Origin of the sequence: Marinobacter sp. SS8-8, from assembly GCF_030540945.1 — a bacterium.
In the GTDB taxonomy this organism is placed as follows: domain Bacteria; phylum Pseudomonadota; class Gammaproteobacteria; order Pseudomonadales; family Oleiphilaceae; genus Marinobacter.
In genome coordinates, this window is record NZ_JASSVN010000003.1 from 272,349 (window position 1) to 297,259 (window position 24,911).

General features: G+C 59.8%; 20 protein-coding genes. 7 read left to right on the forward strand and 13 right to left on the reverse strand.

The window, feature by feature from the left end:
* The first annotated feature begins 6 nt into the window (after nt 1–6).
* From ubiA to phoR, 3 genes are all read left to right on the forward strand, one after another.
* On the forward strand, nt 7–894 hold the full coding sequence (gene ubiA, locus QPL96_RS05110) for a 4-hydroxybenzoate octaprenyltransferase (protein WP_303286017.1): 888 nt from the start codon (nt 7–9) through the stop codon (nt 892–894).
* A 76-nt stretch (nt 895–970) separates the two neighbouring features.
* Nucleotides 971–1,663, forward strand: coding sequence for a phosphate regulon transcriptional regulator PhoB (gene phoB / locus QPL96_RS05115; RefSeq protein ID WP_303286018.1), 693 nt, complete (start codon nt 971–973; stop codon nt 1,661–1,663).
* Nucleotides 1,664–1,716: 53 nt separating this feature from the next.
* On the forward strand, nt 1,717–3,036 hold the full coding sequence (gene phoR / locus QPL96_RS05120; RefSeq protein ID WP_303286019.1) for a phosphate regulon sensor histidine kinase PhoR: 1,320 nt from the start codon (nt 1,717–1,719) through the stop codon (nt 3,034–3,036).
* On the opposite strand, the gene QPL96_RS05125 is transcribed toward phoR, so the two are convergent.
* On the reverse strand, nt 3,033–3,917 hold the full coding sequence (locus tag QPL96_RS05125; protein ID WP_303286020.1) for a response regulator: 885 nt from the start codon (nt 3,915–3,917) through the stop codon (nt 3,033–3,035). The two genes, phoR and QPL96_RS05125, sit on opposite strands and share 4 nt — an antisense overlap.
* A 230-nt stretch (nt 3,918–4,147) precedes the next feature.
* On the opposite strand from QPL96_RS05125, the gene QPL96_RS05130 reads away from it, so the two are divergent.
* Nucleotides 4,148–5,398 carry a lytic murein transglycosylase gene (locus QPL96_RS05130; protein WP_303286022.1) on the forward strand — a complete coding sequence of 417 codons (1,251 nt, stop codon included), beginning with the start codon at nt 4,148–4,150 and terminating at the stop codon, nt 5,396–5,398.
* 115 nt (nt 5,399–5,513) lie between these two features.
* Nucleotides 5,514–6,206, forward strand: a complete 693-nt coding sequence (locus QPL96_RS05135; protein ID WP_303286143.1) for a pseudouridine synthase — start codon at nt 5,514–5,516, stop codon at nt 6,204–6,206.
* A gap of 2 nt (nt 6,207–6,208) precedes the next feature.
* Here the strand turns inward: QPL96_RS05135 and QPL96_RS05140 are convergent, their stop codons facing one another.
* The 3 genes from QPL96_RS05140 to ilvD all read right to left on the reverse strand — a co-directional run bounded on the left by QPL96_RS05140 (nt 6,209) and on the right by ilvD (nt 9,443).
* Complete coding sequence (locus QPL96_RS05140) at nt 6,209–6,688, reverse strand: asparaginase domain-containing protein (RefSeq protein ID WP_303286024.1); 480 nt, start codon at nt 6,686–6,688, stop codon at nt 6,209–6,211.
* A 26-nt stretch (nt 6,689–6,714) separates the two neighbouring features.
* Nucleotides 6,715–7,665 (reverse strand): D-alanyl-D-alanine endopeptidase, encoded by a 951-nt coding sequence (pbpG, locus tag QPL96_RS05145; protein WP_303286025.1) that lies wholly within the window; start codon nt 7,663–7,665, stop codon nt 6,715–6,717.
* Between the two features lie 89 nt (nt 7,666–7,754).
* Nucleotides 7,755–9,443 carry a dihydroxy-acid dehydratase gene (gene ilvD / locus QPL96_RS05150; RefSeq protein ID WP_303286027.1) on the reverse strand — a complete coding sequence of 563 codons (1,689 nt, stop codon included), beginning with the start codon at nt 9,441–9,443 and terminating at the stop codon, nt 7,755–7,757.
* Between the two features lie 316 nt (nt 9,444–9,759).
* Between ilvD and QPL96_RS05155 the strand changes: the two genes are divergently transcribed.
* Nucleotides 9,760–12,177, forward strand: a complete 2,418-nt coding sequence (locus QPL96_RS05155; RefSeq protein ID WP_303286029.1) for a xylulose 5-phosphate 3-epimerase — start codon at nt 9,760–9,762, stop codon at nt 12,175–12,177.
* Here the strand turns inward: QPL96_RS05155 and QPL96_RS05160 are convergent.
* The 5 genes from QPL96_RS05160 to ald all read right to left on the reverse strand — a co-directional run bounded on the left by QPL96_RS05160 (nt 12,158) and on the right by ald (nt 19,729).
* On the reverse strand, nt 12,158–14,824 hold the full coding sequence (locus QPL96_RS05160) for an HAD-IC family P-type ATPase (protein WP_303286030.1): 2,667 nt from the start codon (nt 14,822–14,824) through the stop codon (nt 12,158–12,160). The genes QPL96_RS05155 and QPL96_RS05160 overlap by 20 nt on opposite strands.
* Before the next feature lie 169 nt (nt 14,825–14,993).
* Nucleotides 14,994–16,739 carry an alkaline phosphatase gene (locus tag QPL96_RS05165; protein WP_303286032.1) on the reverse strand — a complete coding sequence of 582 codons (1,746 nt, stop codon included), beginning with the start codon at nt 16,737–16,739 and terminating at the stop codon, nt 14,994–14,996.
* A gap of 479 nt (nt 16,740–17,218) precedes the next feature.
* The gene (locus tag QPL96_RS05170; protein ID WP_303286034.1) at nt 17,219–17,830 is read right to left on the reverse strand and encodes a Yip1 family protein; all 612 of its coding nucleotides are present in this window, start codon (nt 17,828–17,830) and stop codon (nt 17,219–17,221) included.
* A 185-nt stretch (nt 17,831–18,015) separates the two neighbouring features.
* Complete coding sequence (locus QPL96_RS05175; RefSeq protein ID WP_303286035.1) at nt 18,016–18,588, reverse strand: glutathione S-transferase family protein; 573 nt, start codon at nt 18,586–18,588, stop codon at nt 18,016–18,018.
* 22 nt (nt 18,589–18,610) lie between these two features.
* Nucleotides 18,611–19,729, reverse strand: a complete 1,119-nt coding sequence (gene ald / locus QPL96_RS05180; protein ID WP_303286036.1) for an alanine dehydrogenase — start codon at nt 19,727–19,729, stop codon at nt 18,611–18,613.
* Nucleotides 19,730–19,886: 157 nt separating this feature from the next.
* Here ald and QPL96_RS05185 point away from each other — a divergent pair, with 157 nt between their 5' ends.
* The gene (locus tag QPL96_RS05185; RefSeq protein WP_303286037.1) at nt 19,887–20,690 is read left to right on the forward strand and encodes a dienelactone hydrolase family protein; all 804 of its coding nucleotides are present in this window, start codon (nt 19,887–19,889) and stop codon (nt 20,688–20,690) included.
* Between the two features lie 58 nt (nt 20,691–20,748).
* Here the strand turns inward: QPL96_RS05185 and QPL96_RS05190 are convergent, their stop codons facing one another.
* From QPL96_RS05190 to QPL96_RS05205, 4 genes are all read right to left on the reverse strand, one after another.
* Nucleotides 20,749–21,444 carry a lysophospholipid acyltransferase family protein gene (locus QPL96_RS05190; protein WP_303286038.1) on the reverse strand — a complete coding sequence of 232 codons (696 nt, stop codon included), beginning with the start codon at nt 21,442–21,444 and terminating at the stop codon, nt 20,749–20,751.
* A gap of 169 nt (nt 21,445–21,613) precedes the next feature.
* Nucleotides 21,614–21,820 carry a cold-shock protein gene (locus tag QPL96_RS05195; RefSeq protein WP_044389091.1) on the reverse strand — a complete coding sequence of 69 codons (207 nt, stop codon included), beginning with the start codon at nt 21,818–21,820 and terminating at the stop codon, nt 21,614–21,616.
* Between the two features lie 239 nt (nt 21,821–22,059).
* Nucleotides 22,060–22,440, reverse strand: coding sequence for a fluoride efflux transporter CrcB (gene crcB, locus QPL96_RS05200; protein ID WP_303286041.1), 381 nt, complete (start codon nt 22,438–22,440; stop codon nt 22,060–22,062).
* Between the two features lie 18 nt (nt 22,441–22,458).
* The gene (locus QPL96_RS05205) at nt 22,459–24,909 is read right to left on the reverse strand and encodes an acyl-CoA dehydrogenase (RefSeq protein ID WP_303286043.1); all 2,451 of its coding nucleotides are present in this window, start codon (nt 24,907–24,909) and stop codon (nt 22,459–22,461) included.
* Between the last annotated feature and the right edge of the window lie 2 nt (nt 24,910–24,911).

Below are 24,911 nucleotides of genomic sequence, written 5' to 3' on the forward strand. Positions count from 1 at the left end.
CACCCCATGTTGCCCGATGCCGTGCCAGACCCTATCCAGCGCCGGCTGGCCGACTACGCCAGCCTGCTCAGAATCGACCGCCCGATCGGGACATTGCTCCTGCTCTGGCCTACCTACTGGGCCCTGTGGCTGGCCGGGGAAGGCAGCCCCGGATTTGGCAATGTCATCATTTTCACGCTGGGCGTCTTCTTCATGCGGGCCGCCGGTTGCGCCATCAACGATTTTGCTGATCGGGACTGGGACAAGCATGTCAAACGGACCAAAGACCGCCCACTCACGGCCGGCCGGGTCAAACCCTGGGAGGCGGTGGCACTGTTTGCCGGCCTGTGCCTGATCGCCTTCCTGATGGTGGTCCTGTTCACCAATCCGCTGACATTGTATCTCTCTTTCGGCGGCGCCCTGCTGGCGTTCATCTACCCCTTCATGAAGCGTTATACCCATCTGCCGCAGCTGTTTCTCGGGGCGGCGTTTTCCTGGGCTATCCCCATGGCCTGGGCGGCCGAGGCCGGCGAACTCAGCCAGCTCACCTGGCTTCTGTTCACAGCCAACGTACTCTGGACAGTGGCCTACGACACCCTCTATGCCATGGTGGACCGGGACGACGACCTGAAAGTGGGCATCAAATCGACGGCCATCCTGTTCGGTGATGCGGATAAAACGATCATTGCCATCCTGCAGGCTATGGTCGTGCTGATCCTGATCATCGTGGGCCAGCGCGCCGAACTCGGCACCTTTTACTATCTGGGCGTCGTGGCCATGGCCTGCCTGTTTGTGTACCACCAGTATCTGGCGCGGGAACGGGACCGTGAGGGCTGCTTCAAGGCGTTCCTGAACAACAACTGGGCTGGTTTCGCGGTGTTTGCGGGCCTGGCCATCGATCTGCTGATGCGCTGAACCTGTCATATACTTGTAACATCTGGACGTTGTAATGAGGCAGCAACAAACCAAGGTCTGACACAGGTTGAAGCTCATGACTGGAAAAACTGTCCTGATCGTCGATGACGAGGCGCCGATCCGCGAGATGATCGCCGTGGCCCTCGAAATGGCGGATTATGACTATCTGGAGGCAGCGGACGCCCGGGAAGCCCATGCCCTGATTGTCGACAAACATCCGGATCTCGTGCTCCTGGACTGGATGCTGCCCGGCACCAGTGGTGTGGAGTTGGCCCGCCGCCTGAAAAAAGAAGGGGCAACCGCCGATATTCCCATCATCATGCTCACCGCCAAGGTTGAGGAAGACAACAAGATCCAGGGCCTGGAGGTGGGTGCCGATGACTACATCACCAAGCCGTTCAGCCCAAGGGAACTGGTGGCCCGCCTGAAAGCAGTCCTGCGGCGCACGACGCCGCCTGGGGTGGACAGCCCCATTGACGTGGACGGCCTGACCCTGGATCCGGTCGGGCATCGTGTCACCACCCAGGAAGGCGCCCTCACCATGGGCCCCACCGAATACCGGCTGCTGCAGTTCTTCATGACCCACCAGGAACGGGTATATACTCGCTCCCAGCTTCTCGACCAGGTCTGGGGCGGTAATGTCTATGTCGAGGAACGGACGGTTGATGTCCACATCCGCCGACTGCGCAAGGCCCTCGGCGACGACTACGACCATCTGATCCAGACGGTTCGGGGAACCGGTTACCGCTTTTCGACCAAAGCCGCGTAAGTAACTCTGGCCAGCTGAGCGTCAGCCCCGGATCGGACACAAGGCAGTTTTTGATGCAACACAACGGGTCTCGGTACCTGCGCCATATCCTCAGCGGACTGCTCGGCTCCACGCTGGTCGGCCTCTACTTCGGCGAGCCTGTTTACGGGCTGACTTTCGGACTGGTGATCTATCTCTGGTGGACGCTTGTTCAGGCACGACGCCTGCACCAGTGGCTGGCCAAACCCAGCGCTACCGACGAAGCGCCCCAGAGCATCGGGCTGTGGGGCGACATCTTCGACAATCTCCACAAACTGCACCAGAATCATCTGAAAACCCAGGACCGCTTGCGTGCCCAGATAAACCGGGTGCAGGAGTCCACCAACGCCATGCGCGACGGGGTGATCATGACCGATTCCCGGGGCGCCATGGAATGGTGGAATGGCTCCGCGGAATACCTGCTCGGTTTCCGGCGCAACACTGACCAGGGCCAGTACATTCACAATCTTATTCGTACCCCTGCCTTCAAGAGCTACTTCGATTCCCGGGACTATCGTGAACCGCTGGAAATACACTCGCCAGCCAAACCCCGCATTCACCTGCAGATCCAGATCAGCCTGTTCGGCGATGACGACCGTCTGATCGTCGCCAAGGATGTGACCCGGCTGTACCAGTTGGAGCAGATGCGCCGGGACTTCGTCGGTAATGTCTCCCATGAGATGCGCACACCGCTCACGGTAATCAGCGGTTACCTGGAAACCCTGGTCGACAACGCCGGGGACCTGCCGCCAAAGTGGCGCCGCGCCATCAACACAATGGCAGCCCAATCGTCCCGGATGGAAGCCCTGATTACGGATCTGATCCTGCTGTCGAAGATTGAAACCGGTGAGCAGACAGTGAATGACACCCTCACCGACGTGGACCAGCTGATCAGCCAGATCAGCCACGATGCCCGGGCGCTCAGTGGCGACAGGCAGCACGAGATAAGGGTTCAGGTCGGTGACCACCGGTTACTGAAAGGTGATGAAAGCCAGTTGCGCAGCGCCTTCTCAAACCTGATCTTCAATGCCGTCAAGTACACGCCAGCCGGGGGGAAAATTACCGTATCCTGGTCCACCAACCGGGAAGGCGCGCACCTGTCCGTGAAAGACACCGGGATCGGCATTGATCCGGTGCACATCCCTCGTCTGACGGAACGCTTTTACCGGGCTGATCCGAGCCGGCACAAGGACACCGGAGGCACCGGGCTGGGTCTGGCGATCGTGAAACACGTGCTGCTCAATCACGATGGCAATCTGGAAATACGCAGCCGCATTGGCGAAGGCAGCGAATTCATCTGCCATTTCCCCAGGGACAGGCTGGTCGAGCGGGTACCGGAGAAGACCGGAAACTAGCGCTTGCAGGCACGGAAACGGGCGATAAACCGGGACAGGTCTTCCAGCTTTTTGGGATCCTCGTCGACAAAGCGGATGGTCACGCTGACAAAGTCGGTATCCTGGCGCTTGTCTACCGCCTGTAACTGATGCACGTAGCCATTCAGCCGGGCCATTTGACCCTCGCCCGTTTCAATGTCCACGACCGCCTGATCGAGAATGCCGGGAAACACCTGATCCCGCTTTGCAACCACCCGGACCTCGGTCAGGTTGATGTCCTTGACCACGGATTTCAGGGTACTTTCGGCAAAGCGGACGGAGGCCAGGCTCATCGCGCCCCGGGCCGGAGTCTGTCTCGGAATTGCCCGGCTGCCGGGCACCAAGGGCGATGACCGGGCCGGTTTCCCAGCAGTTTCCGGCGCCGTGGCCGGCTCCTGCTTGCGAGTCAGCAAGGTCGCGGACTCCTTGAATGCGTCCGCCGCGCTGGCCATGGACTTGCCGCTGTGATCCATGGCGTCCTGCAGTTTTCGCCCCATGACCTTGATGATTTTCCTGCTAAGGCCATCCGGGCTGAACGGCTTGCCGAGGTATTCGGAAACGCCTCCCCTGACTGCTTCAATCACATGATCCTTATCGCCCCGGCTGGTGATCATGATAAACGGCACCTTCTCGTACTGGGGCTGCTCGCGCATCCACTGCAACAGCTCCAACCCGGACATCTCGGGCATCTCCCAGTCGCACAGGATCAGATCAAACGCCGTACGGGACATCAGCGACTGGGCCCGCCGGCCGTTCTGGGCATCGGTTGTCTCGATCACCGGAAAGCGCTGGCGCACTGTTCGCTTGACCAGATCACGTACAAAGCTGGCGTCGTCCACCACCAGCGCTTTCAGCATTACCATAATTGCAACCTTCCGCTCTCCACCACCCGGGTTAATGCCCCAACTATAGAACAAAGGCCAACGCCGGAAACCTGCCTGCAACAAAAAGACGACAAATGCGGTTTGCCGGGAACCGGCAGGTTAAAGAATTGTCACTCCTCCTGGCCCCAGACAATGTTTCTCCGGCGTAAAAACACGCTACCATGGGGTTCGGAATTTTCACACCACCATTACCCTGATAGAGGTTCTGTGTGCTGACCACACCTGCAAGGATTCTGCACCCTCGCGGCCTTGCCCGCGGCTTACTGGTTTCCGGTTTTTTATCACTTCTGTCACTGCCCACCGTCGCCCAGGACAGCGCGGCATCGGCACCTGCCGGTTTTTCCGAATGCAAGGCCCGGCTGCAGGAACAGGCCATTGCCGCCGGAGTCAACAGCAAGACCGCCAGCGAAGTGATGGCCGGGGCTGAGCACCTGGGCCGGGTCATTGAACTGGACCGCCGGCAACCGGAATTCACGACCACCTTTGCCGATTATCTGAACCGGCGGGTTAACGATGCCCGGGTCAGCAAGGGCCGTGAATTGCTGGAGGAACACCGGGAGCTGCTGGGCCGTGTGACCCGGGAAACGGGCGTGCCGGCGCCCTATCTGGTGGCCTTCTGGGGACTGGAAACCAACTTTGGCAGCTATTTCGGTAAAATGCCGGTACCAAGCTCCCTGACCACCCTGGCCTGCGATCCCCGCCGCAGCACCTTCTTCACCGAACAACTGATCGCCGCCCTGCGCATCATTGATGAAGGCGCCATACCGGCAGATCAGATGGAAGGCTCCTGGGCCGGTGCCATGGGCCATGTGCAATTCATGCCCACGGTTTTCCTGAAGCACGCCGTGGATGCCGATGGTGACGGGCGCCGCGACCTCTGGAACAGCCTGCCGGATGCCATGATGTCCGCCGGCAAGTTTCTGCAATCCATGAACTGGAACGGCGACTACCGCTGGGGCCGGGAAGTACTTCTGCCCGACAACTTCGACTACTCCCTGGCAGACGGACGGCGACTGCCGCTGGCACAGTGGCGGGAGATGGGCATTACCGATGCGTTCGGCGATGCACTGGCCCGGGAACCCATTGATGCGGCCCTGGTGGTGCCCGCCGGACACCGGGGCCCAGCCTTTCTTGCCTACGACAACTTCCGGGTGATCATGGGCTGGAACCAATCGGAATTCTACGCCATCGCGGTTGGTTATCTGGCAGACCGGATCGCCGGCGCCGGCAAGTTGCAGAACCCGCCGCCGGAGGATGCGCCGGCCCTCTCCCGTGACAGCATCATCCGCCTTCAGGAGGCCCTGCAGCAACGGGGTTATGAGCCTGGCAAGCCCGATGGCATTATGGGGCCGGCAACCCGCTCTGCCATTCGCCAGTTCCAGGCCGCCAACAACCTGGTGGCAGATGGCTACCCCGGTGAGTCGGTTCTTGCAGAACTGGAGATACCGGCGGGCCAGTGATCCACTGCACAGCCGGCAGCCTACTATTGCAGGTAACCGTTTTATGCGAGACTGATCTGACATGGATTCCAGAACCCAGGTCACCCCGGGCACCGGGACAACACTGCTGAACACCATGCGCCTGGACCAGTTTATTGCCAACAGCACAGAACTTTCCCGCAAGGAGGCCAAACGGGCCATCAGCCAGGGCCAGGTGACGGTGAATGAGCAAACCTGCACAGGTGCCAACACGAAGCTGGCCGGTCATGAGCGGGTGGCGTTGTTGGGAACGCCGCTGACCTTGCCGGGCAAGCGCTACCTGATGATGAACAAACCGGCAGGCGTGGTAAGCGCCACCACCGACAGCGACCATCCAACCGCACTGGACCTGCTACCCGCGAATCTGGCCCGTAACCTCCACATTGCCGGTCGCCTGGATGCGGATACCACCGGCTTGCTGTTGCTGACCACCGATGGCCAGTGGTCCCACCGGATCATCTCGCCCCGCACGGATTGCCCCAAGACATACCGGGTAACCCTGAGCGAACCGCTATCCACCATGGCGGTTCGGAAACTGCAGCAGGGGGTGTACCTTCACAATGAGCCCAAACCCACCAGGCCTGCGCAAGTGGCCATTCTGGAAGAGAGAATCATCGAGCTGACGATTTCAGAGGGGCGCTACCACCAGGTCAAGCGCATGCTGGCGGCGGTCGGCAACCATGTCGAGGCACTACACCGCCTGCGGATCGGCGGTGTCACGCTGGACCCGGAGCTGGGCCCCGGCGGACACCGGGAACTGACCCGCGAGGAAAAAGACAGCCTGGCCTGAAGTCAGGTGCGTTCGAAACGCTGGGCCTGGAGGTTTTTCCGCACCGCACCGGCTTCGAATACCTCACCGTTCATGGCGATATAGACACCGGGCGGCAACAGTTGCACTGCCGCCCAGGCAAAACCGACATTGAAAACCGCGTCGGTCCGGCGCATGCGGGCCGGCTGCATGGCACCGGTCAGGACAATGGTCTTGTCCTTCAGGCTGGATAACACCGCTGCGGTATCGGCCATGGTATCAGTGCCATGGGTGATAATGATTCGGTCACAATCGCATTCGCTGACTGCCGCCAGTACCTGCCGCCGATCCTCGTCGTTCATCTCAAGGCTGTCCTTGCGCATCAACTCACGCAGTCGGTAACCACCGTGGATATTGGATTCCGAAAGCACCTCCGGCAACAGGCTGTGGCCCACCTCAAACTCGCTGTTGGCGTCAAAATACACCTTGTCGATGGTGCCACCGGTGGTGAAGATCTGGATCATGACGGGATTCCTTTCAGGGTCCAGGATCAGTTCACGCTGACCGTGCTGTTACCGGCAGTCGCATAGGCCGCGTTCTTCTGCTGTTCGTAGCGCCGGGCCGCTGCCGCCACCGAACCCCGGGCCCCGGTGTCCAGCCAGCGCCTGATCCGCCCGGCATCACCCATGGGAGAGCGGGTACCAAGGGAGTCCAGCAAGACAGTAACCACTTCCTTGCCGTTCATCTGCGAAATCATCACCAGGCAACGCCCGGCCTCAGAGAGATAGCCGGTCTTGCTCAGAGCCACGCCCCAGCTGTCCCTGTGAACCAGGGCATTGGTGTTACCGAAAGACAGGCTGTACCGGGGATTACGGAATTGCCCCCGGAAATAGTCGGTCGTGGAATATTTACCGATCTCGGGATGGGCGGTGGCTGCGTTCACCAGTTTAACCAGATCGGACGCGGTGGAGACATTGTCAGATGACAGCCCCGTTGGGTCTACGAAGTGGGTTCCAGTCATGCCCAGCTCCCGGGCCTTGGCGTTCATCGACTCGATGAACGCATCAAAACCGCCCGGGTGGCTGCGGGCCAGGGTGTAGGCCGCAAAATTCTCTGAAGACATCAGCGCGATTCTCAGCACGTCCGCACGGCGCATCTGCGAGTCAATACGGATCCGGCTGTAGGCGTTGGCGGCGGCCGGGGTGTGGCGCTGGTGAAAAGTCAGCCATTCATCCAGCGGCTCTCCGGATTCCAGCACAACCAGCGCCGTCATGACCTTGGTGATCGAGGCAATGGGCACGGATCGATCCGCGTTTTTGCCGAAAATCAGTTCGTCGGCGCCGGCCACCGCAACCGCGGCATTCACCGATGCCAAGTTGGGACCCGCTTCCTTCGCTGATGACAGAGCGTTGGCGGATGAATTCTGTTGATGGGCCTGCGAGAGCCAGGGCGCCAACATCAGAAAAAACGCCCAACCAATCGCCATACTCCGGTTACCCATGCATCAAAGCCCCTTCTGTCGTCTTCTGTCCAGCCAGTTACGTCCTCACCAGCGCCGGATTATAGCAGCGATAGTCAGGTGTCATCAGTTCATGGCAGATCGGTAATGGCGCCCCTGGACGCCGAACTTACGGTGCGGGCATATTTCGCCAGCACGCCCCGGGTGAATCGCGGGACCGGTGCCTGCCAGGCCTGCCGGCGCCGCTCCAGTTCTCCATCCGAGACACCCAGTTCAATCCGGTTACTGACCGCATCAATGGTGATGGTGTCGCCATCCTCAACCAGCGCAATCGGACCGCCCTCGGCCGCTTCTGGCGTAATATGGCCAACCACAAATCCATGGCTGCCACCGGAAAACCGGCCATCGGTAATCAGGGCTACGTCGCTGCCCAAACCCTTGCCCATGATGGCAGACGTGGGACTGAGCATTTCCCGCATACCCGGCCCTCCTCTTGGCCCTTCGTAACGGATGACCAGTACATCGCCGGCAACTACCGTGCCATCCAGAATCCGCTCCTGGGCCTCTTCTTCGGAATGGAATACCCGGGCCCGGCCGGTGAAACGGGTGCCTTCCTTGCCAGTGATCTTGGCCACCGCGCCGGTCGGCGCCAGGTTCCCGAACAGGATGCGCAGATGGCTGTCGGCCTTGATCGGGTTGTCGAAGGCATGGATGATGGCCTGCCCCTCCGGATAGGGTGCCACATCCGCCAGATTCTCCGCCAGGGTCTGGCCGGTCACGGTCAGGCAATCTCCGTGCAGCAGGCCCCGGTCCAGCAGCATCTTCATCAGCGGCTGGATACCGCCAATGGCCACCAGCTCCGACATCATGTAATGCCCGCTTGGCCGGAGGTCCGCCAGCACCGGCACCCGCTTGCCGATCTCTACGAAATCCTCCAGTCCCAGATCCACACCCACCGTGCTGGCCATGGCCAGAAGATGCAGCACCGCATTGGTGGAACCGCCCAGGGCAATCACCACGGTGATGGCATTCTCGAAGGCTTCCCGGGTCATGATGTCGCCGGGTTTGATGTCTTTCTCCAGCAGGTTCAGCACCGCCGCCCCGGCACCCCGGCAATCCGCCGCCTTGGTGTCCGACACGGCATTCTGGGCGGAACTGCCCGGCAGACTCATACCCATGGCTTCAATGGCCGACGCCATGGTGTTGGCGGTGTACATGCCGCCACAGGAGCCGGGCCCGGGAATCGCGGTTTCCTCGATCTGCTTGACCTCAATCAGGTCCAGATCGCCTCGGGCGTAGGCTCCAACAGCCTCGAACACCGAGATAATATCGGTGTGGTTCTCCCCGGGCATGATGGTGCCGCCATACACAAACACCGACGGCCGGTTCAGGCGAGCCAGTCCCATCATGCAGCCCGGCATGTTCTTGTCACAGCCACCAATGGCCACCAGGCCATCAAACCCTTCACAGCCGGCCACGGTTTCAATGGAATCGGCAATCACCTCCCGGGACACCAGGGAGTACTTCATGCCCTCGGTGCCATTGGCGATGCCATCGGATACGGTGATGGTGTTAAAGATCAGCGACTTGCCGCCAGCCTCATCGGCACCGGCCGCCGACGCTTCGGCCAGCTGATTGATGTGCATGTTGCAGGGCGTGAGATTACTCCACGTAGACGCAATACCGATCTGGGGCTTCCTGAAATCCTCATCGGTAAACCCGACCGCCCGAAGCATGGCGCGACTGGCCGATTTGCCAATGCCATCGACCACGGGTGCCGAATATTTCCGGCGCTTGTCCTGATTCTTGTTTTGCGTCATGGGAGTCTCCTTTTCAGATGCCTTATCTGACCAGACTCTCAGAAACCATGACATTCGGCAACGGGAAGTCTATTCCCAGGCCTGGTGCAGGCCGGTGGGAAGCCCTGTCCAGAATCGTGCGGAGCCATGGATGGCGGAGCCGAGCGTACAGGAACGTATTCACAGCGTATTTTGGACAGGGCTTCCCACCGACCTGCGCTCCCCCGGAGGCAAAAAGCTTTACAGGAAAGATGTATTTCCGACTGACCTGCATCAATGGCTCTACCCGGCGGTGGTCTTAAAATCCCCTGACATACTGACGCCATGGAGGCCTTTCGTGCCATCGCCAACTCAATCAGCACCGGTGGACAACACCGCTTCGGACTGCCCCGATTACCGGCGCTGGTGCGACGGCTATGGTGTTGTCCAGCACAGCGAAGCAACCAGACACCAGGTCAGGGTTCTGGCGGAGCATCTGGTCGCTGCCGGGCACCAGCCGGATGCGGCAACAGTGTATCGCCGGCTTGCGGATCTGGACCGGCTCACCAGCGCCGGGCTCTGGCTGGTGGTTCATATGACCTATGCCCGCCGGGTCGATGTCTCGGGACAGCCGCTGGCACCCCAGGATTTCAAGACCAATCCCGAAGGCCACACAGGCGGCGCGCTGAACATGGTGCCGGCTTATGCCGGTTATCTGGCGCTGAACAATTTGACCGGTCGGACCCGGAGCTGGCTGATGGGCCAGGGCCATTGCGTGGCGGCGGTGGATGCCCTGAATGTCCTCACAGGCAATCTTCATCCAGAACAAGCCGGGCGTTATCGCGGGCCGGACGGGCTCTCGGCGCTGGTGTCCGATTTCTACAGTTACCGCCAGAAACCGGACGGAACCATGGCGGCGCCGCTAGGAAGCCATGTCAATCCACATACAGCCGGCGGCATACTGGAAGGCGGCTATCTGGGGTTCGCCGAGCTTCAGTATGCCCATATGCCATTGCCCGGGGAATCGTTAGTGGCCTTCCTGTCAGACGGTGCCGCCGAAGAGCAACGGGGCAGCGACTGGATTCCCCGCTGGTGGCGGGCGGAAGACTGCGGCGCCGTGATGCCGGTGATGATTGCCAACGGCCGGCGTATTGAGCAGCGCACCGAACTGGGCACCCGAGAGGGGCTTGAGCGCTTTGAAGCCCATCTGGAGCATCGCGGTTTTGTACCCTTCCGTTTTGATGGCCGGGACCCTGCGGCCTTTGTCTGTGCCCTGTATGAAATGGAACAGGCACTTGCCGCCAATGGCGAGGCGGCCCAGAGGGGCGAAAGCCGTTACCCGGTGCGGGTGCCCTATGGTATTGCGGAGACGGTCAAGGGCTACGGTTTTTTCGGGGCCGGCAGTAATGCTGCCCACAACCTTCCCCTTCCGGGCAATCCACGTATGGATGCCCGGGCCCGGGAACGGTTCAACGAACATTCCGCCCGTTTATGGGTCGCGCCGGATGAGCTCCAAGACTGCATTGCCGCGCTGAACCAGCATGCCAAACAGGCCCGCCCGCTTGAGCGGGATCACCCCTTGGCAACCCGGAATCCGCCGGATCCGGTGATTCCGAAACTGCCAGCCAATCCGGAGCGAACCTCGCCAATGAAGGCGGTGGAAGACTTTTTCCGGGCACTCGTGGCAGAGAATCCCGGCCTGAGACCCCGTGTGGGCAACCCGGATGAATTGGCCAGCAACCGGCTCGGTGGAGTTCTGGACAGCCTGAAACACCGGGTAAACGATCCTGAGAGCGACCAGGAATCGGTCCACGGCAAGATTATCACTGCCCTTAACGAGGAAGCCGTGGTCTCAGCCTGCCTGGCCAACAAGGCCGGGCTTAACCTGGTGGCCAGCTACGAGGCCTTCTGCGTGAAAATGCTCGGCGCCATCCGCCAGGAGCTAACCTTTGCCCGGCACCAGAAAGAGGTGGGCCGGCCGGCACGCTGGCTTGGCCTGCCGGTCATTGCCACGTCCCATACCTGGGAAAACGGCAAGAACGAACAATCCCATCAGGACACCACCTTCTGCGAAAGCCTGCTCGGGGAAATGAACGACGTATCCCGCGTGCTGTTTCCGGCCGATTACAACAGCACACTCGCCTCGCTGCCATCGGTGTTCAGCGAAAGGGGCAGGATAAGCTGCATGGTGATCCCGAAGCGCGAACGGCCCTGCGTCTTTGATACCGGGGAAGCCGAACTGTTGGCCAGGCATGGCGCCCTGGTGGTGGACGAAGACACGTCTGCCGGCGAGCCGTTGCTCTTGATAGCCAACGGCGCCTACCAGTTGTCTGAAGCTATGAGGGCCTGCGAACGCCTGCGGGAAACCGGGACGCCGTTCCGGCTGGTCTACATTCAGGAGCCCGGGCGCTTCCGGCAGCCCAGGGATACCATGGAAGCCGGGGCCTGCCTGTCTGAGTTCGAACGTGAGCGGCTGTTCCCCCATCGCATTCACCGCCGGGTTGCCCTCACCCACATGCGCCCGGAAGTATTCCGCGGGCACCTGTATCCGCTGTTCCCGGAGCCTTCACGAGCACGGGTTCTCGGCTACATCAACCGGGGCGGAACCCTCAATGAGGCAGGCATGCTGTTCGCCAATGGCTGCTCCTGGGCCCACACCCTGGCCGCCTGCGCCAGCGTTATGGATAAGCCGCCCGGCGAGTGGCTGTCCAGTGCCGAACTGGCCGCAGTGGAAGGCCGGGGTGACCCGGCCATGATTACCCGGGGCCTGCCCTGAGCAGGCGCTTTCTCAACGCGGTCTCGATTTCCAGAACCACCAGAACCACCACCCCGGCCCCGGCAGCAAAGGCAAGCATGCCCAGGCTCAGCGCCTCAGTGCCAAAAGTACCGTTGAACCACGGCAGATAGGTGAACAACAACTGCAATGCAATCACAGTTGCCACCGCCAGTAACACGATGGGGGTGCCCAGCACACCGCGCAAGGTAATTGAGGGGCTGTCCAGGTACCGCACCGCAAACAGGTAGAACACTTCCATCGCTACCAGGGTGTTAACGGCGAGAGTCCGGGCGGTGGTTTCACTGCTGTCGTGGTGCATGGCCCAGTACCAGGCGGCAAAAATGCCAGTCAGGAACAGCAATGAGACGAAGGCCACGCGCCAGACTACGAATCCCTGCAAAAGGGACTCATCCCGGAGCCTTGGCGGCTTTTTCATGACATCCGGTTCTGCCGGCTCAAACGCCAGGGTCATGGCCAGAACCACGGAGCTGACCATATTGACCCAGAGAATCTGCAATGCTGAGATCGGCAGGGTCAGCCCCAGAAGCAGGGCAGTAATAAGGCTGATGGACTCTCCGCCATTGATCGGCAGCATAAAGGCAATGCCTTTTTTCAGGTTGGTGTAGACGGTCCTGCCCTCACGCACGGCTGCGGCAATGCTGGCAAAATTGTCATCCAGCAACACCACCGAAGACGCTTCCCTGGCAGCCTCAGACCCCTTCACCCCCATGGCAATTCCCACGTCTGCCCGCTTCAGGGCCGGGGCATCGTTGACACCATCACCGGTCATGGCTACAACCCCATGCTGGGCCTGAAGCGCTGTCACCAGTCTCAGCTTGTGCTCGGGACTGGTACGGGCAAAGACATCCACCTCGCCTACAAGCTCACGTAACTGTTTGTCGTCGAGCTGATCCAGTTCTCTGCCGGTCAGCACATGATCGGTATTTTTCAGGCCCAGCTTCCGCGCAATGGCCCCGGCCGTTACCCCATGGTCTCCGGTGATCATCTTGACCCGGATTCCGGCGTCGTGGCAGTCGGCTATGGCCCGGATCGCCTCCTGCCGGGGCGGGTCCAACAGCCCCACCAGGCCCAGCAACTCCGCCCCCTGCTCCAGCTCCTCGATGGCCAGTTCGCTGAGCCCCGGTCGCGCCGGTTTACGGGCCAGCGCCAGTATCCTGAGCCCCTCCGTGGCCATTTCGGTGATCACCTGATCCCAGAACCCACGATTCAGGCCCGACACCTCCCCGGACTCGGTAACCTCCCCTGAGCACATATCAAGAATGCGTTCCGGCGCCCCTTTCAGGTAAATCACGCTGTGTCCATGGTGATCGTGGTTCAGCGTGGCCATGAAGCGATTCTGGGTATCGAAGGGGACTTCATCTTTCCGGGGCCAGTCTGCGGAGCTGCTGTGCACATCAAACCCGGCTTTGCGGGCAAACACCGAGAGCGCGGCTTCCATGGGGTCGCCATTGATACGGACCCGGCCGGACTCCTGATGCACATGGGCATCGTTACACAGCGCTGCCGCCCGGGCCAGTTCATCCAGCAGGGGTGACTTCGCCTGCTGTCCCTGTTCGCCGTTTACCGCACCCTCAAAACCATACCCTTCCCCGGTCACCTCCAGCCGGGCACCGGATAACACTGCCCGGGTTACCATCATTTCGTTGCGGGTCAGGGTTCCCGTTTTGTCAGAGCAGATCACCGAGACCGCACCCAGGGTCTCGATCACCGGCATGCGCCGGACGACCGCCTTGCGACGGGCCATCTGGCGAACGCCGATAGCCAGGGTAATGGTGAGAATGGCGGGTAAACCTTCGGGGATGGCGGCAACGGTGAGCCCTACCACGGCCATGAACAGCTCCCGGAATGGCAGGCCGCTGAACACCAGCCCGCCAAAGAAAATCGCAATGCCGGTAAGAATGACGATGATGGATAGTACCCGGGCGAACCTGTCCATCTGTTCCAGCAGCGGGGTTTTCAGGGTGGTGGTCTGGGCAAGCAGGCCGGAGATCCGACCAATTTCAGTCCTGGCGCCGGTGCGAACCACGATACCGCGACCGGTGCCGGTCGCTACCATGGTGCCCGAAAACGCCATTCCGGACTGGTCCCCCAGCGGGGCGTCTGCGGAAACAGCGCCCGTTGATTTATCAACGGCCTCGGATTCACCCGTGAGAATGGCCTCATCAATTTTCAGGTTATGGGATTTTTCCAGACGGAGATCGGCGGGAACCCGGTCGCCGGGCTCCAGCAGCACCGTATCACCCGGAACCAGGTTCGCGGCATCCAGCTGGTGCTGGCCACCGGACCGCAGAACCCGGGCTTTGGGCGCAAGCATGTGGCGAATGGCCGACAGGGCCTGTTCAGCCTTTCCTTCCTGGATAAAGCCCACCAGGGTCTGAATAACGACCACGGCCGCAATCACCCCGGCATCCACCCACTGGCCCAGGCTGGCCGTAATCACCGCAGCCGTTGCCAGCACATAGATCAGAAAATTCCTGAGCTGCCGGCCCAGCCTCGCCCATGGCCCCTTCGCGCGCGCTTCCGGCAGCGCATTGGGGCCATAGCTGACGAGGCGATTACCGGCTTCCTCGTCAGACAGGGGTGACTCTGCCTTCAGTTGCTCCCTGACATCAGCAGGCTCAAGCACGTGCCATCCAGCCCCCTGCTGATGGCGTTCGCTGCTTTTCCGTTCCGCCGCCCCAGACATACCGTTAACCCCCCCCTGCCTCTGCAGTATCGCCATTAAACCCCGGAAGGAACCCCGAGTGGCTTGCGCTGCATCAAGAACAGAATAGCAAACGGAAAGGCTCGTCACCCTACCCGGCGGTTACCTTCTCCAGGGTACGATTACCCTGACCGGGCAACACCCTACGGGAAGCGGTTCGCGCGGCATCAATGCGGTAATCCCGTGACTTGATGGTCTCCACGAAGTACCAGTCCGCCCGAGCTTCTTGTGGAGTAAAGGTGACGACCATGTAGCCTCGCTGATTCACATTCAGGTAGTCCAGATCGTCTACCAGCAGGCTGATCGCCTGTTCCGCCCCCTGGATCATCTCATCGGGTATGCCCAGATACTCCTCAAGCCCAGGCGAGGTGACCGAGGAAGTGGCGAATTCCACGCCAACCTGGTCGCCCTTGATGTCTTTCAGGTTATTGGCCCAGGCGTTGTGGGTATCACCCGCCAGTACCACCAGGTTCTTGTTCAGCGCCTTGGCGGTGCCCAGAACCACTTCCCGCTCATATTGATAGCCATCCCAGGCATCCAGGTTGTAGGGCGCGACCGTGTTGATCCGCGCCAATTCTTCTTGGGTCAGGGACGGATCGCGCTGAAGCGCCCGCAGCTTGAGCTGCGCCAGTGCCGCGAGGTTTTCCGGCAGGCCTTCAAACTGTTCGTTGGCAATCGCCACCAGCAACTCGGCGGGCAGATTCATCCGGCCCATCAGTACCTGCTGGCCCAGCACCTGCCAGGTGGCACTGGAATAGCCCAGGGAAGCCTGCAGCCAGAGCAGCTGCTCGGCGCCAAGCAGGGTTCGGTTCTGGCTGCCGACATCGGCAGTAAACCGGGCTGCATCCAGTCCTTCACCCGTAAAGTAATCCAGGTAGTCCAGTTGCTGATCACGGCCGATGATACGGGTATCCAGCATATGCAGGTCCACCAGGTTACCAAACCGGAAGGTACGGAAAATGGCCTCGTCGCTGCCCTCAATCACCGGGCGGATCGGCAGCCATTCGAAATACGCCTTCAGGGCACTGAGTTTGCGCTCGGCAAAGTCTCCTTCCCCGTCATTGTGATTCTCTGCCCCTTCCTTCCAGGCGTCGTTGGCGACTTCGTGGTCATCCCAGACCACGATGAACGGCACCCTGGCGTGCAGCGACTGAAGGTCCTCATCCGCCCGGTAAATGGCATAGCGCCGGCGGTAGTCCTCCAGTTCAATCAGCTCCAGGTTGTTGTTATCCGGAAAGGTTCTGCCCAGGGCGTCGGCATCGCCGGCGCCGTAGCTGCTGCTCTCGGAGCTGTATTCGTAGATGTAGTCACCCAGATGCACCACGGCATCGAGATCACTCAGTTTGCTGACCTCCCGGTAGACGTTGAAGTAACCAGCCGGGTAGTTGGCACAGGAGACTACCGCAAGGCGGACAGATTCAACGCTACCTTCCGGAAGTGTCCGGGTCATACCAACCGCGGAACGGCTGTCAGTGGTCTGAAAACGGTAGTAGTAGATCTGCCCGGGCGCCAGTCCGCGGACATCCACCTTGACGGTAAAGTCATTGGCCTTTGCAGCGTCCGCCGTACCTGAACGGACAAGGTCCTCAAAGGCCTCATCCGTGGCCACTTCCCAAGTCACCCCCACCGGGCGCTCCTGCCCCGTCGCTGGCACCGCGCGGGTCCAGAGCACGACGCTGTCGGCGAGCGGATCACCACTTGCCACACCGTGAGTAAAACTGGTGGCCCGTTCATCGGAGCTGTCCAGCACACAGCCTGCCAGGCCGGTTGAAACCACCACCGCCCCCATGCCCATGGCCGATGCCTTCAGAAAATCCCGTCGTGTCAGTCGTTTCATTGTTATGTCATCCCCTGCCTTAGTCCTGTGTAGCCTCGGCTTCCTGTGATAACTGCCGTTACTACTCCAGCAGAAGAACCTAGTCGGGCTTCGTTAACAATGCATTGCCAAATTACGACAGGGGGATGGCAAATAACGACAAGAGCGCAGTATGTGAACAAAACCACAAAAACATTGGCTTGTCTGCTGGCCGGCGGGTGATTTTATGGGCCAAAGTAAATGGCCATTGACAAATGCCGTGTCTGCCTACAAAACGCCCGGAAAGACTTTGTCGTGGTACCGATCAAACCGAGGGTGGCTGCCCCGCGTAATCACCGCATTGCTGTAGCACTCGTTCTTGAACTGGCGGTACTTCTGGTGAGTTGAGCGCCACGAACAGTGTTGGCGTCGTTGGCATTGGTGAAAGTCCCATTATATCAATGAGATAGGCAAGGCTCGCCTTTTCTACTTATGAATAATTCGGGCTGGGCTGAACCGGACTATCCGCTGATGAAGACCGGCCCTACGCCAAAGTTCCAGAGAATGACCGAACCCACCCGGGTGGACACAAGGATCACCAGGGCAACGGTCAGCAACGCGCCGCCGTACATCACCGCCCGTTCCTTTTCGATACCCATGACAATCGGCAGGCCATCGTACATGAGCCAGGCGCCATAGCAGGCGGCAATCAGGAACACGATGGCGTTGAACCAGGGCACCGGATACAGCAGGGCGAAACCCGCCAGGAACAGCGGTGTGCAGGAGTACGCCGCCAGGGCAATGCCGTTGGACGGCACGTGCTCTTCCCTGGCGCCATAGGTTTTCGCCATCCAGTTGATGGCGTACCCCAGCGCAAAGACACCGACGAGCATGGCCAGATAGGTCAGCACGCTCAGTTGCAATGCGCTGATTTCCGTCAGCTTGATCAGCCTCTCGTTGCCTACCGTCCAGCCGAAATAGGCCGTCGATATATAGGCACTGACAGGCGCAATGGCCGCCAGGATCAGGACATAGGCAACATAGACCCGGCGCGGTGTTTCATGTTCTTTTCGTATGGAAGCCCACTCTTCACCAGGATGGGTAAAGAGACCGAATGCATGTGACAGGAGCATGGACACCCCCCTTTCCTTGCCTTTGTTGGTATTTTGAGATACGAAAACCGGAAACGGTCGGATCAGCGACCGCCCCCTGTTCTTAACTATAGTCAAGAATGAAAGAGTGCAAAGGAGAATTGACGAAAAAATCGGCCTGGTGATCAGGCCAGTCGGGGCGACCAGCAGGCACCGGCCGCCGGACATCAGGAATTGCGAGGGTCGGTCTCGGCAACCCAGGGGTAATCCTTGCGGCTGTCGCGGAACGCCAGGAGGCCTTCAACGCCCGTGAAATCCACAAGATCACGGAAATCCAGCCAGTCCACCATGCAGTAGAGGCAGATCGCCGGGTAGTTCCAGGTCTCGAACTGACCGTCTTCCACCATCGCCGCCAGAGTGCGAAGCGTGGTCATGATCCGCTCGCGCTGGAGGTTGTAGAACATCAGGTCCTGACTGGTATCAATCCCGGAACGTTCAGACAGAAGCATGGTAACCGCGGAGTCATTGGCGCCGTCGATCATGGTCAGCTGGTTCTGCTGATCCCAGGTCAGCGGATCCCGGCCCTGCCTGGCACTGATGTAGCGGGCGATGATCCGGGAATCGTAGACTTCCTGGTCACCGTCTTCGAGAACCGGAATTCTCAGGGTCGGGTTGCGGCGTCTGAGTTCGTCCCGGTCTTCACCATAGATGTCGAGATTCAGGAATTCATAGCGCTCTTCATCCAGCAGAATCCGGATGCGCCTGACATAGGGCGAGGTGGTGGAGCCGATCAGTTTCATGGTTTCTCCGAGTGTTTCCCGCTCAGGATCCCAGCAGGGATTCGGGGTTTGTGTATGAGTGCCCGGTAGCTTCAGCCACTTCCCTGTAGGTCACCTTGCCTGCCGCCACGTTGAGCCCGGCCCTCAGGTGCGGATCTTCCTTCATTGCCCGGTCCGGGCCCTTGTTGGCCAGCGCCGCTACGAACGGCAGGGTCACATTATTCAGGGCCAGGGTCGACGTACGCGCCACGGCGCCGGGCATGTTAGCCACGCAGTAATGTACCACACCATCAACGATATACGTGGGGTCATCGTGGGTTGTTGCCCTGGAGGTTTCGGCGCAGCCACCCTGGTCTATGGCCACATCCACGATCACGCTGCCCTCCGGCATACGCCGGATCATATCGCGGGTAATCAGCTTGGGCGCCGAGGCACCGGGGATAAGAACACTGCCGATAACCAGATCCGATTCCGTCACCGCCAGGTCCAGCGTCTGTGCCGTGGAAAACAGGGTGGTTATCCGGTTGCCATAGAGACGATCCAGAAGCCGCAACACCTCCATGTTGCGATCCAGCACCGTGACCTGGGCACCGAGCCCGACGGCCATGGCCACTGCATTCTCGCCAACAACGCCACCACCTACGACCGCAACCCGTGCCGGGCCGACCCCGGGTACGCCACCGAGCAGCACACCCCGGCCTCCCATGGCTTTTTCCAGGCAGTGAGCCCCGGCCTGAATCGACATCCGGCCCGCCACTTCCGACATGGGCGCCAGCAAGGGTAAATGGCCGGCGTGGTCGGTCACGGTTTCATAGGCAATGCAGGTGGCGCCGGATTGCACCAGATCATCGGTCTGTGGCTTGTCCGGGGCCAGGTGCAGGTAGGTAAACAGTGTGTGATCCGGGCACAACATCGCCCGTTCTTCGGCCTGGGGTTCCTTGACCTTGACGATCAGTTCCGCGGTATCGAAGACGTCCTTTGCGGTATCCAGAATCCTGGCCCCCGCCTGCCGGTAGTCGTCATCGGTAAACCCGATCGCAATGCCGGCCCCGGTCTCCACGAAGACCTCATGGTTATGGCCGCAAAGCTCATGCACCGCTGCTGGCGTCATGCCTACCCGGTATTCACGATTCTTGATTTCCTTCGGCACACCGATTTTCATGCACTGCCTCCAACGCATCCGCCGATTTGCACGTGTGTGCATGTAGTGTAGTCAAAAGATCCTATACTGGTTTGGCAACTGATTGCATCGGTTTACCGGTTCCAGGCGTAGAACTCCGGACAAAAACCAACCCGATCCACAAGGAGCAGGAAACATCATGATTACTCTGAAAAAAGCGGCCGCAGCCGCAACCCTGTCACTGACTCTCGCAAACACGCAGGCACTGGCGGAAATGCAGACCAAAACCGTCGAATACGAGGTCGGTGACACCACCTTCACCGGTTACATGGCCTGGGACGATGAGTTCGAACAGAAGCGCCCCGGGATTCTGGTGGTTCACGAATGGTGGGGCCATAACGAGTTCGCCCGTGACCAGGCAGAAAGACTGGCTGCGGCAGGCTACACCGCATTTGCCCTGGACCTGTATGGCTCCGGCAAGCAGGCGGACCACCCGGATACCGCCCAGAAGTTCATGCAAGAAGCCACCAGGGACATGGACCAGGTCAAAGCCCGTTTCATGAAAGCCATGGAGATTCTGCAGAACCATGAAAGCGTTGATGCCTCACGCATTGCCGCACAGGGCTATTGCTTTGGCGGCGCTGTGGTCCTGAACATGGCCCGGATGGGCGTGGATCTGGATGGCGTCGTCAGCCTTCACGGCGCTCTTGGCAGTCCTATTACCGCTGAGCCCGGAGTGGTGAAGGCACGGGTTCAGGTCTACACCGGTGGCGCTGACCGGATGGTGCCCTCCGAGCAGGTCGCCGCCCTGGTCAAGGAAATGCAGGATGCGCAAGTTGACCTCACGCTGGTGACTTTTCCCGGCGTTCTGCACTCGTTCACCAATCCTGGCGCAGATAGGATCGCCGAAGAGTTTGGCATGCCGATTGGCTATGACGAAGAGGCCGCTACCCGCTCCTGGAAAGGTACCATGGCGTTTTACGAGGAGATTTTCGCCCTGTAAATCACAGATACCCCTTCGGGAGCTCAAAACCCGGCAAAGTTGTCGGGTTTTTTATGGCTCAGAGTGACGACGCGATGCTGTTTCGAACATCCGTCATCAGGTCATCGAGGGGCAGATCCCCGGTGGCCACCGGAGGATGGATCACGATTTCAATCTCACCGGGAGTGAAAGTAGCATGCCCCTTGGGAAGCCGTTGGTGAGAGCCCCGGATGGTGACAGGGAGAATCGGAAGCTGACCATCCTTGGCGATCACAAAGCCACCTTTCTTGAACGGCAGCAGCTTCCCGTCCAGGGAGCGTGTGCCCTCCGGAAAAATCAGGATGCCGGTGCCATTGGGCAGTTGGGCAACACCCCGCTTGATACTCTCCAGCGCATCAGCGCCCCTGGACCTGTCGATAAACAGGTTGCGGGACGTTTCCAGTGCCAGCCCGAACAGGGGCACCTTGCGCAATTCCTTCTTGATTACCCAGCGGTACTGCAACCGCAGCGCCAGCACCAGGGCCGGAGGATCAAAGTAGGAGGCATGATTGCTCAGAATCACATAACGCTGGCCGGGCTGAATGTTTTCCCTGCCACGGACCCGCAGCCGGATACCGCAGACTTTCAGAATCCCCCAGGCAAAGATCTGGGTACCGTGAAACGCCGCATCACCGCGTTTTCCGCACAGAGCAGCGATCACGATCGGCAAAAACAGAATCAGGGTGAGCAATATGGCCCAGAACAGAATCCAGGCAGCTTTGAGCATTCGGAGCATGAAACGATTCCTGTAGGTCTCGACTTCCGTTTTAACGAGCAACAGGGAAACAAAGATTACACAGCGCGGGGAAAATCACAAAACGGATAGCCGCGGAAGGACGATTTCAAGGATCAAAAAAGGCAGCCGAAGCTGCCTTTCTGGCGATTATTCCCGAATCCCTCAGGGATTACAGCGGAACAACATTCTCCGCCTGGGGACCTTTCTGGCCCTGGGTAACGGTGAACTCAACCTGCTGGCCTTCTGCCAGAGTCTTGAAACCGCTGCCCTGAATAGCGCTGTAGTGAACAAAAACGTCCGGGCCGCCTTCACGAGTGATAAAGCCAAAGCCTTTTGCTTCGTTGAAGAACTTAACAGTACCGGTAGTAGTAGACATACTTAAACTTCCTGAAATCAATCATATTATCTGCCGCCGCACACTCTCGTGGTGCAAGGTCGGCGTTTTGCGGAAATACAGAACTCGCGGAATCAAAAACAGGACGGTCACTACGAACTGCGGAGGTACGTCTTATTCATGAAATGCTTTGCTGAATCTTTCCTACCAGCCCAACTCTACTCCTGAATCCGAAGCTTGCCAAGGGTATTTTCGAGATTTTATGTAGGTAGTGGTACCCATCACCCCTTCAACAGGCTAAAGGTGTAAATTCCCAGCGCAGTCATGAGGATGGAGCCGACCACATGAGCCAGGATACCGATGATGGCCATGGCCCATTTACCGTCCTGAATCGCGGCAAACATCTCGAGAGAAAAAGTGGAAAAAGTCGTCAGTGCACCACACAGACCGGTGATGGCGAACAGCCGCCATTCCGGCGCCAATGTGGTGCCATGACTGAAGTAGCCAATCATCAGGCCGATCAGCCAGCCACCACTGAGGTTGGCGACCAGCGTACCGTAAGGAATTGCATGGTAGGTGGTATTCAGCCACAACCCCAGGGCCCAACGAAGGTTGGCGCCGATCACGGCGCCAACACTTACTGCAAAAAAAGACAACCACATGTCAGGGCATGTCTCCGGTCAGGCAGGGTTGTGGTCAATCACAGACTTCTTGTTGTGCGCAAAGGCATCAAACGGGAAGTCGTCCACAGTCAGCATTTCCAGCACCACGGCTTCGTACTGGCGCATGAAGTCGGCCTCTTCCCCGGTGTAGACACCGGCTTCCAGGGCGGCTTCAAACCGCTCTTCGGGGTGCAGCGCCGTCATAGGCAGCTCGCCCCTGGCGTAGGCCTTGGTCACCTTCCGGTACAACTGCTCTGCCTTGTCGTAGTCCTTCAACAGACCATTGTAGCGGGCAACCGGGTTTTCCACGGTACCCTCACCATTGCTGGTCCATACGCCCGCTATCAGCTTGTTACGGATCGGCGTGTCAGTTGAGATTGCCCGGGCCAGCTTGCGGGAGAGGTCGTCATGGGGGCTATCCCAACGGCGACCCAGCGGCATGGTGACGCCCCGCAGAACCAACGCCACTGCGCGATTCGGCAGGTTCTGCAGAAACTCATCCAGAGCGTTTTCAGTACGGTGCATCAGCAGACTGAGGCTGTACTCCATCACTTCCCTCTCGCCCTGCACCGGCTGAGTCTCGTGCCAGCTCTTCAGCACCATGGAGGCCAGGTACAGGTTGGACAACATATCTCCCAGCCGTGCCGAGATCAGTTCGCGCATTTTCAGCTCGCCGCCCAGGGTGGTCATGGCGGCATCGGAGCAAAGGCCGAAGGCTGCACTGAAGCGGGCCACCGCCTGGGCGTATTTGCGGCTGGCAGTGTCGAACGGCACATCCGCACGACCAAGACCCAGCGCCTGGGTAAAGGCGCGGGCGGCATTGCCGAAAATCAGGCCGGCATGGCCGAAGATAGCATCGTCAAACGCCTTGATATCATCGTTATCCTTGGCCGCCAGCTCCCTGAGCACGTAGGGATGACAGCGGACCGCACCCTGCCCGAAGATCATCAGGCTGCGGGTCATGATGTTGGCACCCTCAACGGTGATCGAAACGGCTGCACCGCTGAAACCGATACCCAGATAGTTGCGGGGGCCGAGGGTCACCGTCTTGCCGCCGTGGACATCCATGGCATCAGTTAGGACACTCCTCTGGAATTCGGTCAGGTGATACTTGAGAATTGCAGACGGCACCGCCGGCTTCTCTCCTTTATCGATCATGTTGGCGGTGTGGTTAACCGCCGCCTGAGCGATATAGGTCTTGGCGGCAATGCGGGCCAGAGGCTCCTGCACACCTTCCATATCCGCAACCGGCGCGTTGAACTGGCGGCGGATCCGGGTAAAGCCACCGGCGGTTCCGACCGAGTAGGCAGCCGCACCGGCGGCACCGGAAGGCAGGGTAATACAGCGGCCAACCGACAGGCACTCAACCAGCATGCGCCAGCCCTGGCCCGCCATCTCCACGCCGCCGATGATATAGTCCAGTGGGATGAATACGTCAGCACCCTTGATCGGTCCGTTCAGGAACGGGCTGCCGATCGGGCAGTGGCGGCGTCCGATTTCCATACCCTTGGTGTCCCGGGGGATCAGGGCGCAGGTAATACCATAGTCTTTGGTGTCGCCCAGCAACCCGTCCGGATCAAACATCCGGAAGGCCAGGCCGACAACCGTGGCGATGGGTGCCAGGGTAATCCAGCGCTTCTCGAAATTGAGCCGGATTCCCACCACTTCCTTGCCGTCCACTTCCTGCTTGCACACGATGCCAGTGTCCGGCAGTGAGGTTGCATCGGAGCCGGCGCGGGGGCCGGTCAGGCCGAAACAGGGAATCTCACGGCCATCGGCCAGGCGAGGCAGGTAATGCGTCTTCTGTTCGTCGGTCCCGTACTTGACCAGCAACTCACCCGGGCCGAGAGAGTTGGGTACGCCTACCGACACCATCAGGGATTCGTTCGCAGCCAGTTTTTGCAGAACCGCTGTCTGGGCCTTGGCCGAGAATTCCAGGCCGCCGTATTCCTTCGGGATAATCATGCCGAAGAACTTTTCCTTCTTGAGGAAATCCCACAGCTCCTTCGGCAGGTCTGCCCTTTCAAAGGCCACATCCCAGGCGTTGCACATGGAGATTGCCTGGGTGCACTGATTGTCCACGAAAGCCTGCTCTTCCTCGCTCAGGCCGGTATAGCGGTTAACCAGCAGGTTGTGCCAGTCCGGACGACCGGTAAACAGTTCGCCATCCCAGCCCACAGTGCCCGCTTCCAGGGCGACTTTCTCGGTATCCGAAACCTTGGGCGCGACTTTCTTGAACATCGCGAAAATGCGGGGTGTCAGCCAGCTCTGGCGGAAGCCTGGCAAGCCTGCGGCCGCTGTTGCCGCAGCACCGATAAACAGCACCAGCGCCAGCCAACCGGAGGCAAGGATCAGGGACAGCAAACCAACCCCTGCCATCACACCAATGGCGGACGTTGCACCGGACTCGCGCCGCATCACAATCAACAGGCCGGCCAGTGCCACTACAAGCAGAATGAAAGTCATCATAG

Bases quoted from the DNA above. Each gene is read 5' to 3' on its own strand.
- ald (WP_303286036.1), bottom strand. From the start codon at position 19,729: ATGAAAATCGGTGTGCCGAAGGAAATCAAGAATCGTGAATACCGGGTA.
- phoB (WP_303286018.1), top strand. From the start codon at position 971: ATGACTGGAAAAACTGTCCTGATCGTCGATGACGAGGCGCCGATCCGC.
- QPL96_RS05185 (WP_303286037.1), top strand. From the start codon at position 19,887: ATGATTACTCTGAAAAAAGCGGCCGCAGCCGCAACCCTGTCACTGACT.
- ubiA (WP_303286017.1), top strand. From the start codon at position 7: ATGTTGCCCGATGCCGTGCCAGACCCTATCCAGCGCCGGCTGGCCGAC.
- QPL96_RS05135 (WP_303286143.1), top strand. From the start codon at position 5,514: ATGCGCCTGGACCAGTTTATTGCCAACAGCACAGAACTTTCCCGCAAG.
- QPL96_RS05165 (WP_303286032.1), bottom strand. From the start codon at position 16,739: ATGAAACGACTGACACGACGGGATTTTCTGAAGGCATCGGCCATGGGC.
- QPL96_RS05205 (WP_303286043.1), bottom strand. From the start codon at position 24,909: ATGATGACTTTCATTCTGCTTGTAGTGGCACTGGCCGGCCTGTTGATT.
- QPL96_RS05190 (WP_303286038.1), bottom strand. From the start codon at position 21,444: ATGCTCCGAATGCTCAAAGCTGCCTGGATTCTGTTCTGGGCCATATTG.
- QPL96_RS05125 (WP_303286020.1), bottom strand. From the start codon at position 3,917: ATGGTAATGCTGAAAGCGCTGGTGGTGGACGACGCCAGCTTTGTACGT.
- QPL96_RS05195 (WP_044389091.1), bottom strand. From the start codon at position 21,820: ATGTCTACTACTACCGGTACTGTTAAGTTCTTCAACGAAGCAAAAGGC.
- QPL96_RS05175 (WP_303286035.1), bottom strand. From the start codon at position 18,588: ATGAAACTGATCGGCTCCACCACCTCGCCCTATGTCAGGCGCATCCGG.
- pbpG (WP_303286025.1), bottom strand. From the start codon at position 7,665: ATGGGTAACCGGAGTATGGCGATTGGTTGGGCGTTTTTTCTGATGTTG.
- crcB (WP_303286041.1), bottom strand. From the start codon at position 22,440: ATGTGGTTGTCTTTTTTTGCAGTAAGTGTTGGCGCCGTGATCGGCGCC.
- QPL96_RS05170 (WP_303286034.1), bottom strand. From the start codon at position 17,830: ATGCTCCTGTCACATGCATTCGGTCTCTTTACCCATCCTGGTGAAGAG.
- QPL96_RS05140 (WP_303286024.1), bottom strand. From the start codon at position 6,688: ATGATCCAGATCTTCACCACCGGTGGCACCATCGACAAGGTGTATTTT.
- phoR (WP_303286019.1), top strand. From the start codon at position 1,717: ATGCAACACAACGGGTCTCGGTACCTGCGCCATATCCTCAGCGGACTG.
- ilvD (WP_303286027.1), bottom strand. From the start codon at position 9,443: ATGACGCAAAACAAGAATCAGGACAAGCGCCGGAAATATTCGGCACCC.